14 protein-coding genes are annotated in these 16,519 nt (G+C 69.4%); 6 read left to right on the top strand and 8 right to left on the bottom strand.

The annotated features are described in order from the left end of the window. Positions 1 to 35: 35 nt before the first annotated feature. The 3 genes from hrpB to J2T21_RS10180 all read left to right on the top strand — a co-directional run bounded on the left by hrpB (position 36) and on the right by J2T21_RS10180 (position 5,229). Positions 36 to 2,678 (top strand): ATP-dependent helicase HrpB, encoded by a 2,643-nt coding sequence (gene hrpB, locus J2T21_RS10190; protein WP_307581060.1) that lies wholly within the window; start codon positions 36 to 38, stop codon positions 2,676 to 2,678. A gap of 25 nt (positions 2,679 to 2,703) precedes the next feature. After that, a complete protein-coding gene (locus tag J2T21_RS10185) occupies positions 2,704 to 3,681 on the top strand; it encodes a DMT family transporter (protein ID WP_307581057.1) in 978 nt (325 codons plus the stop codon). 567 nt (positions 3,682 to 4,248) lie between these two features. Further along, the gene (locus J2T21_RS10180; RefSeq protein WP_307581055.1) at positions 4,249 to 5,229 is read left to right on the top strand and encodes an intradiol ring-cleavage dioxygenase; all 981 of its coding nucleotides are present in this window, start codon (positions 4,249 to 4,251) and stop codon (positions 5,227 to 5,229) included. A gap of 18 nt (positions 5,230 to 5,247) precedes the next feature. Here J2T21_RS10180 and J2T21_RS10175 read toward each other — a convergent pair whose 3' ends face one another. The 3 genes from J2T21_RS10175 to J2T21_RS10165 all read right to left on the bottom strand — a co-directional run bounded on the left by J2T21_RS10175 (position 5,248) and on the right by J2T21_RS10165 (position 7,930). Beyond that, positions 5,248 to 5,829 carry a phosphatidic acid phosphatase gene (locus J2T21_RS10175; protein ID WP_307581053.1) on the bottom strand — a complete coding sequence of 194 codons (582 nt, stop codon included), beginning with the start codon at positions 5,827 to 5,829 and terminating at the stop codon, positions 5,248 to 5,250. A 98-nt stretch (positions 5,830 to 5,927) separates the two neighbouring features. Beyond that, entirely contained in the window at positions 5,928 to 7,160 is a 1,233-nt protein-coding gene (locus J2T21_RS10170; protein WP_307581051.1) for an acyl-CoA dehydrogenase family protein, read from the bottom strand. 86 nt (positions 7,161 to 7,246) lie between these two features. Then, on the bottom strand, positions 7,247 to 7,930 hold the full coding sequence (locus tag J2T21_RS10165) for a TetR/AcrR family transcriptional regulator (protein WP_307581049.1): 684 nt from the start codon (positions 7,928 to 7,930) through the stop codon (positions 7,247 to 7,249). 201 nt (positions 7,931 to 8,131) lie between these two features. On the opposite strand from J2T21_RS10165, the gene J2T21_RS10160 reads away from it, so the two are divergent. Further along, positions 8,132 to 8,575: a DoxX family membrane protein gene (locus J2T21_RS10160; RefSeq protein WP_307581047.1), complete on the top strand. Its 444-nt coding sequence runs from the start codon at positions 8,132 to 8,134 to the stop codon at positions 8,573 to 8,575. 75 nt (positions 8,576 to 8,650) lie between these two features. Here J2T21_RS10160 and J2T21_RS10155 read toward each other — a convergent pair whose 3' ends face one another. From J2T21_RS10155 to J2T21_RS10145, 3 genes are all read right to left on the bottom strand, one after another. Further along, positions 8,651 to 10,165, bottom strand: coding sequence for a DHA2 family efflux MFS transporter permease subunit (locus J2T21_RS10155; protein ID WP_307581045.1), 1,515 nt, complete (start codon positions 10,163 to 10,165; stop codon positions 8,651 to 8,653). Positions 10,166 to 10,240: 75 nt separating this feature from the next. Then, a complete protein-coding gene (locus J2T21_RS10150) occupies positions 10,241 to 11,236 on the bottom strand; it encodes a PhzF family phenazine biosynthesis protein (RefSeq protein WP_307581043.1) in 996 nt (331 codons plus the stop codon). A 172-nt stretch (positions 11,237 to 11,408) separates the two neighbouring features. Continuing rightward, positions 11,409 to 11,972, bottom strand: coding sequence for an AMIN-like domain-containing (lipo)protein (locus tag J2T21_RS10145; protein WP_307581041.1), 564 nt, complete (start codon positions 11,970 to 11,972; stop codon positions 11,409 to 11,411). Between the two features lie 185 nt (positions 11,973 to 12,157). On the opposite strand from J2T21_RS10145, the gene J2T21_RS10140 reads away from it, so the two are divergent. Further along, positions 12,158 to 13,252: a mechanosensitive ion channel family protein gene (locus J2T21_RS10140; RefSeq protein WP_307581038.1), complete on the top strand. Its 1,095-nt coding sequence runs from the start codon at positions 12,158 to 12,160 to the stop codon at positions 13,250 to 13,252. Here J2T21_RS10140 and J2T21_RS10135 read toward each other — a convergent pair. Beyond that, positions 13,249 to 13,908 carry a YqaJ viral recombinase family protein gene (locus J2T21_RS10135; RefSeq protein WP_307581036.1) on the bottom strand — a complete coding sequence of 220 codons (660 nt, stop codon included), beginning with the start codon at positions 13,906 to 13,908 and terminating at the stop codon, positions 13,249 to 13,251. The two genes, J2T21_RS10140 and J2T21_RS10135, sit on opposite strands and share 4 nt — an antisense overlap. A gap of 83 nt (positions 13,909 to 13,991) precedes the next feature. Between J2T21_RS10135 and J2T21_RS10130 the strand changes: the two genes are divergently transcribed. After that, entirely contained in the window at positions 13,992 to 15,161 is a 1,170-nt protein-coding gene (locus J2T21_RS10130) for a hypothetical protein (RefSeq protein WP_307581034.1), read from the top strand. A gap of 120 nt (positions 15,162 to 15,281) precedes the next feature. Here J2T21_RS10130 and J2T21_RS10125 read toward each other — a convergent pair whose 3' ends face one another. Further along, positions 15,282 to 16,469 carry an ROK family transcriptional regulator gene (locus J2T21_RS10125; protein WP_307581032.1) on the bottom strand — a complete coding sequence of 396 codons (1,188 nt, stop codon included), beginning with the start codon at positions 16,467 to 16,469 and terminating at the stop codon, positions 15,282 to 15,284. Between the last annotated feature and the right edge of the window lie 50 nt (positions 16,470 to 16,519).

Raw genomic sequence — 16,519 nt, 5'->3', positions numbered from 1 at the left:
CCGTCAACCGGCGGCAACACTGGATAATGGGGCGGGTGAGCACGCAGCAGATCCGGCAGGAAAAACCCCTACCCACCCACGACTTCGACCTGGCAGCCATCGGGCACGGGCTGGTCTTTGCCCAATCCCTGCCCGAACTCGCCGAGGTGCTGGAAGCGGGAGGCGCCAGCGCGACGGCCGTCATCCAGGCCCCGCCGGGCACCGGCAAGACCACCCTGGTCCCGCCGCTGGTCGCCAACGCCGTGGCGGCACGCACCGGCAGGCCCGCCCGCATCGTGGTCACCCAGCCGCGCCGCGTCGCCGCACGCTCCGCCGCCCGCCGCCTGTCCTTCCTGGACGGCAGCGGCCTGGGCACCCGGGTGGGTTTCACGGTGCGCGGGGAACACAGCGCCGGTGCCCACACGCTGGTGGAGTTCGTGACCCCCGGGATCCTGCTGCGCCGACTGCTGGCCGATCCGGGACTGGAGTCCGTGGACGCGGTGATCATCGACGAGGTGCACGAACGCGGGCTGGAAACCGACCTGCTGCTGGGCATGCTGCGAGAGGTCCACGAACTGCGCGGGGACCTCACCCTGGTGGCCATGTCCGCCACGCTCGATGCCCCGCGCTTCGCCCAGCTGCTGGGGGATGCCACGGGCACCGGGGAAGCACCGCTGGTTGACTGCCCGGCGGCGCTGCACGGGCTGGAGGTGCGCTGGGAACCGGCAGCAGCCCCGCGGCTGACCGACCGCGGGGTCTCACGCACCTTCCTCACCCACGTGGCGGCCGTTGCCGCCGAGGCCCACTCCCGGGCACTGACCCAGGATCCGGGCATCGATGCGCTGGTGTTCCTGCCCGGGGCCTGGGAGGTCGCCGACGTCGCGGCCCAATTGCGCTCCAGGGCCGCCGGCACCGAGGTGCTCGAACTGCACGGCCAGGTGCCCGCCAATGAGCAGGACCGCGCGGTTTCCGGGCGCGAACCCGGAGGGAAGCCGCGGATCATCGTTTCCACCTCGCTGGCCGAATCCTCGCTCACCGTCCCCGGGGTGCGGCTGGTCATCGACTCCGGGCTGGCCCGCGAACCGCGCCGGGATGCGGCCCGCTCCATGAGCGGACTGGTCACGGTCTCCGCCTCGAGGGCCTCGTGCATCCAGCGTGCCGGACGTGCCGCCCGCTTGGGCCCGGGCACAGTGGTGCGCTGCTTCGAGGAAAAGAGCTTCGCCGCCGCCCCGGCACACCCGCGCGCCGAGATCACCGTGGCGGACCTGGCCTCCGCAGCCCTCATCCTGGCCTGCTGGGGTGCCCCCGGCGGGCAGGGGCTGGCGCTGCCCGAGGCGCCACCGGCCTCCAGCCTGCAGGCCGCCACCACGGTGCTCGAACACCTCGGCGCGATCGAGGGCAACGGACAGGCCACAACGCTGGGCCGGCGCCTGGCCTCGATCCCGGCGGACCCGCGGCTTGGGCGCGCACTGCTCGACGGAGCCCCGATGGCCGGGGCCGCCGCCACCGCACGCATCGTCGCGCTGCTGGCCGGTGACTACCGGGCCCAAGGCGCGGACCTCGGGGCGCTGCTGGCCTCCCTGCGCAACGGCCGGCATCCCGGCTCCGGTGCCTGGAAACGCGAAGCCGCCCGCCTCGAACGCATCGCCACGCAGGCTGCCGGCCAAGCGGACCGGTCCGCCGGCCCATTCACCGGCGACCCGCTGGGCCTGATCACCGCGTTGGCCTTCCCGGGCCAGGTGGCCCGGCGGGTGGAAGGCGCCGCGGGAACCACCTACCTGCTGGCCTCCGGCACCCGGGCCGGGCTGCCGGCGTCAAGCCCCGTGGCACACCACGCCTGGATCGCGGTGGCCGAGGTGGCCCGGGCCGCCGGCCGCGACGCGGCCGGCACCGGCGCGCTGATCCGCGCCGCGGCCCCGCTGGATGAAGCCACCGCGCTGCTTGCCGCAGCCCACCTGGAAACCGAGGACACGACCACCGTCTTTGCCCACGGGAAGCTCACTGCCAGGGACGTGCACCGGCTCGGTGCCATCGAGCTGGCCAGCACCCCGGTGGCACCCACCCGTGCCCAGGGACGCGCCGCGGTGCTTGTTGCGTTGCGGGCCAACGGCCTGGGCATGCTCAGGTTCTCCGCCTCCGCCACGGCATTGCGCAACCGGCTGGCCATTGTCCACCGCGAGCTCGGGGACCCGTGGCCGCCCATGGACGACGCCGCGCTGCTGGAAGCGGCCGAGACCTGGCTGGCCCCGGAACTCGAGGCGCTCGCCGGGGGCAAGTCCGCCGGCTCGCTGCACCTGGCCGATGCGCTGCGCCGGCTGCTGCCCTGGCCCGAGGCCACGGAGCTGGACGCGCTGGTGCCCGAACGCCTCGCGGTGCCCAGCGGCTCGAAGATCCGCATCGACTATCCGGGCGTCGATGCCCCGGACGCGCCGCCGGTGGTCGCGGTGAAGCTGCAGGAATGCTTCGGGCTCGCGACCTCCCCGGCACTGGTGCGCGGGAGGGTGCCGGTCCTGTTCCACCTGCTCTCCCCGGCCGGACGCCCGCTGGCCGTCACCGACGACCTGGCCTCCTTCTGGTCCGGGCCCTACACCCAGGTGCGGGCGGAGAACCGCGGCCGCTATCCCAAGCACCCGTGGCCCGAGGACCCATGGACCGCTCCCGCCACCCGCCACGTGAAAAAGCGCATGGGCCAGCCCTAGGCACCTCCATGGCACACTGGTGGGCATGAGCCCGCGCAGACCCATTCCCCTCGCCACCAGGCGCCGCCCGTCCGGGCTGCTGCTGATCTGCCTGGCCGGAATCGCGTGGGGGACCATCGGCCCGGCCGTCCAGCTCGCGCACCGGCCCTCAGGGCTCTCACCCTCGCTGCTCGGCTCCTACCGGGCCGCCGCGGCAGCCCTCGCATTGCTGGTGGCGGCCTTGGTTGCCGGTCGGCTGCGCGAGTGCTGGGTGCTGGGCCGGGCGAACCCCGGGCGCGCGGTGGCCGTGGGGTCCTTGACGGCGGTCTTCCAGTTCTTCTTTTTCCTGGCCGTGGTGTGGGCGGGGGTCAGCGTCGGAACGGTGGTGGCCCTGGGTTTGGCCCCGGTGTTGTTGCTGGTGCTCAAGTCCGTCCGCTCCAGGGCCTTGCCGCGGCCCGGGGCGCTGGCCACGGTGGCCGTGGCGCTGGCGGGGTTGTGCCTGGTGAGTCTCGCCGGTGCCGAGGTTTCCGCCGCACCGCACCCGGTGCCGGGAATCCTGGCCGCGCTGGTCTCGGGGACGGGGTTTGCGCTGGCTGCCGATGCGGCCGTGCCGATGGCCCGGGTGCTGGACCCCTTCGCGTTGACCGTCATCACCATGGTGCTGGCCGCCGCCTGCCTGGTCCCCGCCGGCCTCGTGCTGGCCTGGGTGAATGCCGAGCCGCTGGGTACCACCGATGCCGGATCGTGGTGGCTGGTCATCTATCTGGGTGTGGTGACCATGGCGCTGGCCTACGGCCTGTTCTATGCCGGGCTGCGCACCACCTCGAGCGCCAACGCCGTGGTGGCCACGCTGCTCGAACCTGCCACGGCAGTGCTGATCGCGGTGCTCTTCCTGGGCGATGAGCCAACGGTGGCCTCGACCATGGGGTTCTTGATGATCATCGCCGCCATTGCGACGCTCGGACGGGGACCCGGCACTGCCCGGGCCCGTGGACGGGATGCCGAAATCAAGGTGCCCGACTGACGGCGTTCGCCGGAGGGCAGACCGGGTGGCGGTGCCACCGAATCAATGCGCAACAGCCCTCAAGGCCCCGGGCAGCAAGGCGTTCGGAGCGAAGTGCCATGGTGCGGTGATGGTGAACGGGGTGTGGGTTTGCGATCCCGTTGACCGCGGCCATTTCCCTGGTTTCGCCCTCGGCGAGGGCCACCCGGATCGAGGTGGCGCCGAGCACGGCTCGGGTGCCGCGATAGCGCAAGCCGGCCGCCACCTCGTGGGTGCCCGCAGGCAGCCGAACCGTGCAGGGTTTGCCCCATGCCCCGGGATGCTCGATGCCATCAACAAGGACAACGGGCCGGGCCGCGGGGCGCAGGAAACATGCGGCCACCTGGTGCGGGCGGACGGTGAGGCCCAGGTAGACGGCAGGCTTGGCCGAAGCCTGGGTCCGGGACTATCCGCGGGTCGAATCCTCCGACCACATGGTCCGCTCTTGGCCGGGCCACAGCGGGGTCAAATGCGTCGGGCCTAGCGTGGGAAACCAACCCACCACACGCCGGCATCCGGCGCACGACCCGCCCCAAGGAGCACCCGACCATGGAGAACCAGACCCCCCACCGCACGCCGAGTTCCGGTCATCCCACTTACCGGGGCAGGACCCTGCCGCGGCCGGCCGAGGACCTCGAGGACCAGGGGCTCGGGTTCGACGTCCAGACGCTCCTGGGGCGCCGCAGTGCGCTGAAGGCCTTCGGCGTCGGCGCCCTGGCGCTGGGCCTGGCCGCCTGCAGCGCCACCGCGGACGCGGAAGCACCCGCCGGATCGGGCGGAACCTCCGCCGGGGAGATCCCCGATGAAACCGCCGGCCCCTACCCGGGCGACGGGTCCAACGGCCCGGACGTGCTGGAGCAAAGCGGCATCGTGCGCTCCGACATTCGCTCCAGCTTCGGGGACTCGACCACCACGGCCGCAGGCATCCCGATGACACTTGAGCTGAACATCAAGGACCTGGCCAACGCCTCGGCGCCCTTCGCCGGGGTTGCGGTCTACGTATGGCACTGCGACCGGGAAGGCAACTACTCCATGTACTCCGCCGCCGTGGAGAACGAGAACTACCTGCGCGGGGTGCAGATCGCCGATGCCAGGGGCACGGTGCGCTTCACCAGCATCTTCCCGGCCTGCTACACCGGACGCTGGCCGCACATCCACTTCGAGGTTTATCCCGACGCGGCCTCGATCATCGATTCGTCCAATGCCATTGCCACCTCCCAGATGGCGCTGCCCGCCGACGTTTCGGCGAAGGTCTACGCGGGCACCGGGTACGAGTCCTCGGTCAAGAACATGGCCCAGCTCTCCCTGGCGACCGACAACGTGTTCGGCGACGATTCGGGTGCCAGCCAGCTCGCCACCGTCACCGGGGATATCTCGAACGGGTACAAAGTGGTGCTGGACGTCGGGGTGGACACCCGGACCACGCCCGCCGCAGGCGGCGGTGCCCCGGGTGGCGGCCCGGGTGGAACCCCACCCGGTGGACCCGGCGGAACCCGTCCGAGCGGTGCACCCGGGGGTTCCGGCAGCTAGCCGGTCGGGTCCCCGGGCTCAGGGAAGGGTTAGGGCTGCAGCATACACGGCGCAGCCGACCACCAGACCGGCCAATACCTGTGTGGAGGTGTGGTCCTTCAGTTCGATGCGCGACCAGCCCACGGTTGCCGCCAGGACCAGCGCCAACGCGGCTCCAACCTGCCCCACGGGCGTCAGGAGTTCCAAACCCACAAAGGCCGCCACCGCGCTGTGGACCGAAAGCTTCCAGGCCAGGTTGGCCAGCAGGCACACGAGCAGACCCAGGAAGATGGTTCCCACGGCGCTGAAAAGCCCGGCGGGAGCATCAAGCACGAAGAGCAGGACGGCGCCAACCAGCAGGGACGTTCCGGCCATCATCATCACCGGTGCCCGTTGGCGGCGGTCGCCGACGTGGTGGTCGGTGACCTTGCCCCGGTGCTTCATCCACAGCAGCACCGCAAAGGGCAGCCCCGTCACGAAGAAGAAGGCCACCACGGCCTGGGGCCAGGTGGTGCCCGGGGTGAGAAACGGCTGCAGCAGCAACAGCACGCTCACCAGGATCGCCGGTGACAGGGTTTCGGTCACGTACCGGGCTGGGCGCAGCGTGGGGGTTTCACTCATCCAACGATCATACGAAAGATCGTCGATCGGCAGCGGGCCGGGGCGGGCGGTGCTGGCGGCCGGGGCGCCGTCGTGGTGCCCCGGCCGTTCGCCCGTCCCTAGGCGAAGGCGGAGATCCCGGTGATGGAGCGCCCGATGATCAGCGCCTGCACCGTTTCGGTGCCCTCGTAGGTGTGGATCGCCTCGATGTCGGCGATGTGCCGGGCCACGCGGTTCTGAAGCAGGATGCCGTTGCCGCCGAGCAGGTCGCGGGCGTTGGACGCGATGGTCCGGGCGATGCGCGTGCAGGTGAACTTGGCCAGCGAGGCCTGCACCGGACTCAGCGTGCCGGCTTCCTCGCGCTTGGTGGCCTGCATGACCGTCAGCTGCATGGTCGCCAGCTCCGAGTGCATCCGGGCCAGGCGTTCCTGGACGATCTGGCTGGCGGCCAGCGGGCGGCCGAACTGGATGCGCTGGGCAGCGTACTGCACCGCGGTCTCGTAGCAGGCGGTCGCGTGGCCGACGGCTGACCAGGCGACGCCCAGCCGGGTGGCGAAGAGGACCTTGGCGGTGTCCTTGAAGCTGTTGGCCCCGGGCAGCACGTGGGAGTCGGGAACAAAAACGTTTTCCATGCGGATGTGCGCCTGCCAGATGGCGCGCAGCGACAGCTTGCCCTCGATGGTGGTGCCGGTGTAGCCCTCCCACTCCTGCTGCACGATGAAGCCACGGACCTTGTCGTCCTCGTCGCGGGCCCACACGATGGTGATCCCGCCGGTGGAGCCGTTGCCGATCCACTTCTTCTCGCCGTTGATCCGGTAGCCGCCCTCAACCCGCACGGCGCGGGTTTCCAGCGAGACCGAGTCCGAGCCGTGCGTCGGTTCGGTCAGCGCGAAGGCGCCGAGCACCTCGGCGGTGGCAAGCTTCGGCGCCCAGTGGGCAATCTGTTCGGGGGAGCCGCAGTAGACGATGGATCGCAGCGCCAGCCCGGCCTGCACGGCGGCGATGGTGCCCACCGATCCGTCGGCGCGGGACAGTTCCATGTTCACCAGCCCCGCGGCCAGCACGCTCATCTCCGGGTAGCCCTCGAGGGCGAGTCCGTCGCGCAGCAGGTCCAGCTCGCCCAGGCGCGTGGCCAGGTCCAGCGGATAGTCGGAGTTGTCCCAGTATTCGTCGATGACCGGGCGCACCTCGTCGAGCCCGAACTTCCGGGCGCGGTCCCAGTATTCGCGGTCCGCCGCGTCGATGTCCTCGAAGAGCCCTGCCGGATCGACGTCCACCTCGCCCCAGAGTTCGTACTCGGGTTCAACGACCCCGGCGGGGAAATCGGTGCTGAGGCTGGCTTCGATGCTCATGGAAGGTGGTGCCCTTTCGTCGGCGGCGGGAATGTCGCTAGGGCACCAGCATACTGGAACTGAGTATCACGTCAAGAGACTGAGGTTCACCTGTGGTTGCGGTCCAGGGCCTCGCGCACCTGGGAGAGCACGGCCTCGGTGTCCGGGGTGCCGCCGGAAATGGTGATGACCACCGTCGTCGGCTGGGGTTCAGGGGCCGATTCCTGCGGCTCGAGCACCGGGGCGAACAGCGTGCCCAGCGCGGTCAGCTCGCGCTCCAGCTCCGGGCGGCGGGTGTCCTCCGGATGGCGCAGCCAGCGCCGCAGGTGGTCGTTGTGCACCGAGACGATCCCGGAGGCGAAGGCGATGCACATCGCCCGCCCGTTGGGCAGCGAGTACAGCCCGCGGTCGCGCAGGTGGTTGCGGAAGACCCGCTCGTAGCGGTGGATGGAGACCAGTTCGCGGTCGCGCAGCGAGGGCACATCCAGCAGCAGGCGGTGGCGCAGGCCCGCGGCCTCGGGCCGGGCGGTGTGCTGGTCGAAGACCGTCAGCCCCGCGTGGACCAGCGAAGCGACCGGTCCGGCCGAGGAGGTGGCCAGCACTGTTTCGAGGTGGTGGATGATCGTTTCCATGTCCGCGAAGACCATTTCTTCCTTGGAGCCGAAGCGCCGGAAGAAGGTGGAGCGCGAGATGCCCGCGGCCTGGGCCAGCGCATCGACGCTGGTGGCGTCGAAGCCCTTTTCGACGAGCAGGCGCAGTGCGGCATCGGGAACCGCAGAGGAGGTGATCATGCACGAGAATCTAGCACGCCGCCCGATTTCGGTGCCCCCTTGGTGACGCGTGATTTCGCGAATGTGCGACAAGCCACAGCCCGCGCGTGCGCCTGCAGCCGCCCCGCGCCACACCGGGGGAGCTATAGCCGTAGCGGAGGGCCAAACCATAGGGTGGGGTGAGAAGTAGCAAGACCGCGACCCACGACCAGGAGAAAACACATGGGCTTCAACATCGCCAACGCCGCACTACGACTTGTCTCGGGTGCCTACATCCTCAACAGCGGCATCGGGAAGCTGCGGCTGCCGGCAGAATCCGCCCAGGGCCTGCACTCCATGACAGCCAACGCCATCCCGCAGGTCGAAAAGCTGGAACCTGCCGTCTTCGGCAAAGCCGTTGCCGTCGGCGAGATCGGCCTGGGCGCCGCCCTGCTGACCCCGTTCCTGCCCTCGCGCCTGGTGGGCCTGGGACTGGGAGCCTTCGCCGCGGGACTGGTGGCGGTCTACCTGAAGACCCCGGGGATGACCGAGTCCGACGGCATCCGCCCCACCACCAACGGAGGAGCGATGGCCAAGGACTTCTGGCTTGCCGGCATCGCCGCCGCACTGGTCTTCGGCCGCGGCAAGGCCAAGACCAAGATCAAGGAAGTCGCCGCCAAGAAGTAGCGGGTGCAGCAACGGCGGGCCGGGCGCACGAACCATCGTGCGCCCGGCCCGCCGTGTTTCGCCCTGGAGGCTGTCCTACGGGGTCCGGTGCGCACCCTTGCGGAACATCAGGGCCACCAGGGCCGCGGCCATTGCCACGATGCCCGGCAGCAGCAGCGCCTGGCCCAGGGCCAGAGAGAACGCCTGGTGCAGGAATTCGGGCACCTGTGCCCCGGATCCCGGCTCCGCGCCGATCCCGGCCGGCGCCCCGGCGGCCCCGGCGGCCATGGACGCCACGACCTTCTCGGATTCCACGGCAATGCGCGATTCCATCATCAGCGCGATCAAGGCCGAACCCAGCACCGCACCGACCTGCCGGGTGGTGTTGTAAACGCCCGACCCGGCGCCGGCATTGGCCTGGCCCAGGTCGCGGGTGGCGGTCAGCGAGACCGAGGGCCAGATCATGGCCGAGCCCAGCCCCATGAACACCGGCGGAAGCAGCAGCACCCAGAACGGGGTGTCGGCACGCAGGATCAGCCCGTAGGCGGTGATCGAGGCGCCGAAGAGGAAGAATCCGGGGACCGCGAAGTACTTGGCCTCGATCTTCCCGACGTTCTTGCCGATGACCGGGGCCAGCACCCCGGCGACCACCGCCATCGGGGCGAGCATCAGGGCCGAGGCCGTGGGGGTCAGCCCGCGCACCGACTGCAGGTACAGGATCATCGGGAAGCTCATGGCGGTGATCGACAGGCCCATGAAGGCGATCGCGATGTTGGCCAGCGAGAAGTTCTTGTCCTTGAACAACCCCAGCGGCACCAGCGGCTCTGCCCGGGTGGCTGCCTGCCACCAGATGAACAGCCCCAGCAGCACCACGCCGCCGATGATCAGGTGCCAGGAGCCGATGGGGCCGATGAACAGTCCCCAGTCGTGTCCGTTGCCTTCCTGGATGCCGAAGACCAGCGCAAACATCGCAGTAGCGCTCAGGCCCACGCCGAGCCAGTCGAAGGAGTGCGAGTGGCGTTCGAGTTCGGGGACCTTCACCAGCACCCGCCAGATGGCCAGGATGCCGACCGGCACGTTGACGAAGAAGATCCATTCCCAGCCCAGGGTGTCGACGAAGATGCCGCCGGCGATCGGGCCCACCAGCGTGGCGATGCCCGCGACCGCGCCCCACACGCCCATGGCCGCGCCGCGGCGGGCGTAGGGGAACATGCGGGTAATGAAGGTCATGGTCTGCGGGCTCATCAGGGAGGCGCCCAGGCCCTGGACCACGCGCGCAACGATCAGCGTGTTGATGTCGCCGGCCAGCCCGCACCACAGCGAGGAGAGCGTGAAGACCACCAGGCCGACGAGGTAGATGGTGCGCGGGCCGAACCGGTCGCCCAGCCGCCCGGTGATCAGCAGCGGCACCGCGAAGGCCAGCAGGTAGGCGCTGTTGACCCAGATGACGCCGTTGATGTCGGTGTCCAGGCCGTTCATGATCGCCGGCATGGCCGTGGAGACGATGGTGGAGTCCACCAGGATCATGAAGAAGCCGATGACCAGCGCCCAGAGGGCACCCCATGCGCGCTTGTCCTCGGTCTTTGCCGCTATGTCCTGGTTCGCATCCACCGCCCGAGTGTACGCCGGGGCGCCGGGGTGCAACAGGGATTTGAGCCGCACCTCACAGTGAACCGTTTTTGGGTCCTAGGGCAGATTGACGAAGCCCTCGATGCAGGTGACCGACTGCCCGGCGATCCACACGCCGGCCGGGTCGCGGTTCACGTGCAGGATCGCGGAGCGGCCCAGCCGGGTGCCCTGGCGCACCGTGTAGGACTCCGGGGCCAGCCCGGAACCGGTCAGCCAGACCCCGAACCCGGCATTCAGCGACCCGGTGGCCGGGTCCTCGGGAAGCCCCTCGCCGGGGCAGAAGGCGCGGACCTCGTAGTCGGCCGGGACGCCGGTGACCACGTTGCGGAAGCGCTGGGAGCCGCGGCGCTCGTCGGCCTCGGAGACCGGGCGCAACTCCTCGCGCGCCCCGGAGGGCCGGTCGGTGGGCACGTTGGGGTCGTAGGAGCGTGCAGGGATGCCCGGGACGGTGTGCGGGCCGATGACCCCGACCTCCAGCCCGGCCAGGATCGAGTAGTCCGGTTCCAGGGAGAGCACCATTTCCGCGTCGCGCAGCAGCAGCCCGGCGAATTGCGGCCCGTTGGCCAGCCACTGGTGCCCCACGACGTCCTCTCGCGTGATGCCCAGCCCGGTAAGGGCCCAGTCCAGCACATCGTCCTCGAGCCCGCCGGTGCGCACCATGGGTGGTGCCTTGAACGCCAGCGACTCGGGATCGGACGGGTCCTCGCCCGGGACGCGGCGGACCTCGATGAGCCCGGCGTCGCATTGCTGGATCAGCGCGTCGGGGTTCTTGGGCACCCCTCCGGCCTCGAGCCACGCATGGGCCGCACCCAGGGTGGGATGGCCGGCGAAGGGCAGCTCGGTGGTGGTGGTGAAGATGCGCACGCGGTAGTCGGCCTCGGGGTGCGTGGCCGGCAGCAGGAACGCGGTTTCGGCCAGGTTGGTCCAATTGGCGAAGTTCAGCATCTGCGCATCGGACAGCCCCTCGCCGTCGAGCACCACGGCCAGGCCGTTGCCGGTGTAGGGGGAGGAGGAGAAGACATCGACTTGCTTGTACGGGCGGGCAATACTCATGAATGAATCGTGACACATCCGCCCGCCTGGCGCGCCGGATGACGCCGTTTTGTCATCCAACGACGCAATAAACCCCGGTGGGGGAACAGCGGGCACCAAGGCAGGGGCGCCGGCCGCACCCCACGGTTTCGTGAGGTGCCGCCGGCGCCCCTGCTGCCGGGAACGAGGCGGCCTACCAGCGGTGGGCCACATCGATCACCAGGCGGCTGGTGTTGTCCGGGCCCACCAGCACGAAGGTCCGGAACGGCAGCCGGGCGCGGACCCCCAGGCCGAAGGAGCTCTGGCCCTCGAAGCTGCCCAGGAAAGCCACCTGCCTGAAGGTGGTGTAGCCCGAGACGTTGCGCACGTTCAGCCGGTTGGCCGGGTAGTACGTCGGGGTCCCGGAGGTCGTGTAGGCCGGTGCCTTGACGATGATGCGCAGGTCGGCGGCCCCGGCAAGCGGAACGAGCTTGCCCTGGCCCTCGGTGTAGACGGCCGAGACGTAGCGGACGTCGTAGCCCTTCACCTTGCCCTTCAGGTCGATGACCATCCGGTCGAAGCAGTCGTGGCGGCCGGTGCGGACGTTGGTGACGGTGGCCGAGGAGTAGCCGGCGACCGAGTCGGCCAGCGAGCCCCAGGTGATGCCGCAGTAGGGTGCGGCCACCGCGGTGGGGGTTGCGGCGGGGGCGGCCGGTGCGATGCCGAGCCCCGCAATGAGCAGTGCGCCGGCCAGGCCGGCGGCGATCCTGGTTTTCATGGTGATCCTCGATTGGTGCGGTAAATCCGGGTGTGGGTGGATGGTGGAATCAGCATGCGCGCCGGGAAATCGGGCCGCAAGGGGGTATATCCACAATCCATTCCATTGCAATGCGCAGGAGATATGCCTTACGTCGACCGGTCATATCCAGCGTGCGCCCACGGGGGTGTGACAACCTTGTTGATATGCAGATCTTTGCCACCGGAACACTGGACGACGCCCTGAACGAGGTAGTGGAGAACACGAACGCATTACCGGATCCCATCCGACCATGGGTTGTGGTTGCGATCGGGTTACTGGCCGCGGTGCTCATCACCGTGGTCCTCTCCTTCATCTTCACCCGCATGCTCCGCCGGATCCAGGGGCACGCACCCGATCGCGCCCTGCGCCGCATGCCGCTGCTGCTGACCCTGGCCTTCGCGTTCACCAAGATCACCGTGGGGGTCTCGTTTGCCTCGAACCAATGGGTCACGGTCTGGCAGTTCCTGCTGCTGCTGGGACTGATCAGCTCCATTGCCTGGCTGCTGATCGTCGCCATGGGAATCCTCGAGGACATCCTCCTGGCCAAATACCGCGAGGACGACGGGAACCCGCGGCGGCTGGCGAAGATCCAGACGCAGGTCGGATTGCTGCGCCGGGTGGCCACCGCGCTGGTCATCACCCTGGCGGTTGCAGGTGCACTGCTCACGATTCCCGAGGTCAGGGCGCTGGGCGCGGGGCTGCTGGCCTCGGCCGGCCTGATCTCGGTGGTCGCGGCGCTCGCCGTGCAGTCCTCGCTGGCCAACGTGTTCGCCGGGCTGCAGATCGCCTTCACCGACGCGATCCGGGTCAACGACACCGTGGTGGTGGAGACCCAACGCGGCACCATCGAGGAAATCACCCTCACCTACGTGGTGGTGCTGTTGCTTGACGGGCGCCGGATGATCATCCCCTCGACGCACTTCACCACGGTCCCGTTCGAGAACTGGTCGCGCCGCAGCACCGAGATCAGCGGCTTCGTGCTGCTGGACCTGAACTGGAACGCGCCCATCGAGCACCTGCGCACGCGCACCGAGCAATTGCTCGCCTCCACGGATTTGTGGGACGGCCGCACCGGGTCCCTGAACGTGACAGATGCCATCGGCGGCATCCTCAAGGTCACGATTGCGCTCAGCGCCAGGAACCCCGGGGACCTCTACGACCTGCGCAACTACGTGCGCGAGCACCTGATTGCCGAATTGGGCAGGGACTACCCCGACGCACTGCCCAAGCCGATGATGCCGGGCGCCGCCCCGGCCTAAAGGCGCAGTGCCGCCGGCCCGTAGTCCTCGTAGGCCCGGGCCCGGGCGGTGCGTTCGCGCAGGATTGCCACCATCGCATCGGCCTTGGAGATCAGGTCGGCGATCTCGGCATCGTCACGGTCCACCCAGCGGGTCAGCGGCTCCCCGTGGACCGGGACGAAGTCCTTGTGCGGTTCCCACACAAAGAGCGTGCGCTCGGCGCCGAGCACATACTGCTGCCAGAACACCTGGCGCAGGTAGTTGCGCGGGATGGTCTTGAACGGCTTGTTGGTGGTCTTGATTTCCGCCAGCTCCACCCGCCCGTGCTCCCGGATGCCCAACCCGTCGGGGGTGGCCAGGTGGATGTGGTTCTCCGCGGCGTGGAAGAGCTGGGTGGAGGGCACGATCCCGTAGTTCTCCTGCACCCACGCGGCGATCACCGGTTCGCGGGCCCGCCCGTGGTCGGTGTACGGATTCCCGCCGAAGCCCGAGCCGTTCAGCTTGTCCCAGGCCGCGGACGCGATGGACTTCGGGGTGGAGAGCCTGGCCGCGTCGGTGGCCGTGATGCCCTGCGAGCGGGCCCGCAGCCAGGCGATTCGGTCCGAGGAATCGGCGACGATGCGCTGCAGGCAGGCGGCTGGGGCGGGGTCTAGCGGCGAGGGGATCACCTGACCCATTGTTCACAAAAAAACCGGGCACCGCGAACCGGCGGCGCGTCGGGAGCCGGTCCCCGCGGCCCGGCCGGACGAGAATGGATGCCATGAACGTCGAAGAACTCTTGTCCCAGGTGGAACGACTCAAGAAGGACCTGGTCGCCTACGCCACCTCGCCGGGGTTCGCCCAGCGGACCAAGGCACTGCTGGCAGCCAAGCGTGCCGAAGGCCCGGCCACCGAGGGCGATGCCATCATGGCCGTCGAATCGGTGATCTACGAACGCGATCGCCAGGGACGCGAACCGCTGCTCGAAAGGTTCCTGCGCGCCAACAATAACCTGGCCCCGGCGGACCGCGAGATGTATGGGCAATGGCTCGGGCGTTCCTTCCTCGAGGTGTTCAGCATCCGGGGGTACGACGGCACGCGGATGCTGTTGCACAACCTCATCGACGACATGGACTACGAGGTGTACCCCACCGTTGGCCCAGCGGAACTCGAACCGCTGCACCACGGCGATTTTGCCGTGGCCCGGCTGGTGCCCATGGGGCAGGCCTGGACCATCAGCGGAAACGTCACGAAGTTCCCCGCCAAGCACCGTGCCGAGATCTTTTCCATGGCGGCCTCCCTGGCCACGGGCAACCCGCTGCTCGTGCTGGCCAACCCGGACATCGCCGCCGAAAGCCGCGCACTGGTGGCCGACCAGCACCGGGTGTTCGTGAAACTTTTCGGGTCCCACATCGTGCGGGGCACCGGTGCGCAGGTCATTGCCGCCTACAGGCTCTTCCTCACCACCTACGCCGCCGAGGCCTCGTCCAAGAACCCCTCGGATGCGGGCGGGGAGCGAACCGGCGAGCAGCTGGCGCCGGACGCCATGTTCGCGGCGGAGATGTTCGGGAACGACGACGTCGCGATGCTGCACCACCGGTTGAAATCAGCGTCCTTCCTGCAGGGATACTCGGTGCTCGAAGACGCGCACAAGAACCCCGCGACGGATCCCGGCGACCCGAAGGCCGAGGCCATTCGGGCCTGCGTCCAGGAGCCCGGCAGCATCCCGGACATCCTGGAGGAACTGGCCGCACGCTTCCCCGGAACGGTCGACGCGGCCTACGAGGTGGCGTTCTCCCGGCCGGGCTTCTCCTGGGAGCGGGACGGCGAAGCGCTCTTGCGCAGGTACAAGCCCGAGGAGTTCCGCACCCGGGACCTTCCCTCGATCGCGGTGCTGCCGCCCTGGCTGAAGGATGCCGTCCGCGGCCGGGCCCAGGCCCCGCGGACCTGACGGGGCACCGCATCTTCGCCATCCCCGCATAATGTGCCTCGACAGCTGATGTGGATCCCCGGGGCACCTACCGGTTGATGCGACCGGGTTGGACACAGGCGTTGGATGTTGGCCTACGCCTTAGCGCCCGACCAGCGCGTCGATGCCCTCGGGGGACAAGGCGTGGTGCACCGCCAGGGCGCTGGCACCGAGCACCCCGGCGCGGGCCGCCGAGGTGGAGGGAACAATGTGCAGGTGTTCGGTGGCCAGCGGCATGGACCTGGAATAAACGACCTCGCGCACCCCGGCAATCAGGTGTTCGCCTGCCCTGGCCATGGAACCTCCAATGGCGATGACCGAGGGGTTCACCAGCGAGACGCAGGCGCTGAGCACCTCGCCGATGTCGCGGCCCGCCTGCCGCACGGCCTGGATCGCGAGCGTGTTGCCGGCCTTGACCAGCTCGATGACCTCCGTGCTGGAGGCGGCGTCGATGCCTTGGGTGCGCAGGGACGCGGCAATGGCCGGACCGGATGCCAGCGCCTCGAGGCAGCCGCGGTTCCCGCAGTGGCACAGCGTGTCCCCGCCGCGTCCCACCCGGATGTGCCCGATGTCCCCGGCGATGCCCTGGGCGCCGCGTTGCAGCCGCCCGCCGGAAATGAGCCCGGCACCGATTCCCGTGGCGACCTTGACCAGCATGAAGTGCTCGACGGTCGGGAAGTGCGTGGCGCGTTCGCCCAGCGCCATGATGTTCACGTCGTTGTCCACCAACACGGGAACCGACAGGTGCTGGCGCACCCAGCCTGGCACGTCGAATCGGTCCCAGCCGGGCATGATCGGCGGATTCACCGGCTGGCCGGTGTCGAAGTGCACGGGTCCGGGCACCCCGATGCCGATGGCCACCAGGTCCCGCTCGCTCAGCGAGAGCCGGTTCAACAACTCACGGGCGGTGTCCACCAGCCACGAAAGGATCGGCACCGGACCTGCGGCGATGTCCAGCGGCTCGTTGTGCTCGGCCAGCACCGTGCCGGCCAGGTCGGTGATGGCCACGGTGGCGTGGGAGGCGCCCAGATCCGCGGCGAGCACCACGCGGGCCTGCGGGTTCAGGGCGAACTGGGACGGCGGCCGCCCTCCGGTGGACAGCGCCTCGGAGACCGGAAGCACCAGGCCAAGGCCCATGAGTTCCTCCACTCGGGCGGTGATGGTGGAGCGGGCCAGGCCGGTCTCGAGCGCCAGCTGGGCACGCGTGCGCGGATTTCCGTCGCGCAGCAGCTGGAAAAGCTCCGAGGCTCCGGAAGCTCCAAGGGCCGACCCGCGGGTGTACTCGCTCATGGCTGTCAGTAAACCACAGCCACTTAGTGGAGCAAAACAACAGAAGGTGA

The sequence above is a fragment of the Paeniglutamicibacter psychrophenolicus genome, from assembly GCF_030812255.1.
In the GTDB taxonomy this organism is placed as follows: Bacteria; Actinomycetota; Actinomycetes; order Actinomycetales; family Micrococcaceae; genus Paeniglutamicibacter; species Paeniglutamicibacter psychrophenolicus_A.
The sequence above is the reverse complement of the archived record's forward strand: the minus strand, read 5'-3'. Positions and strand labels throughout refer to the sequence as shown.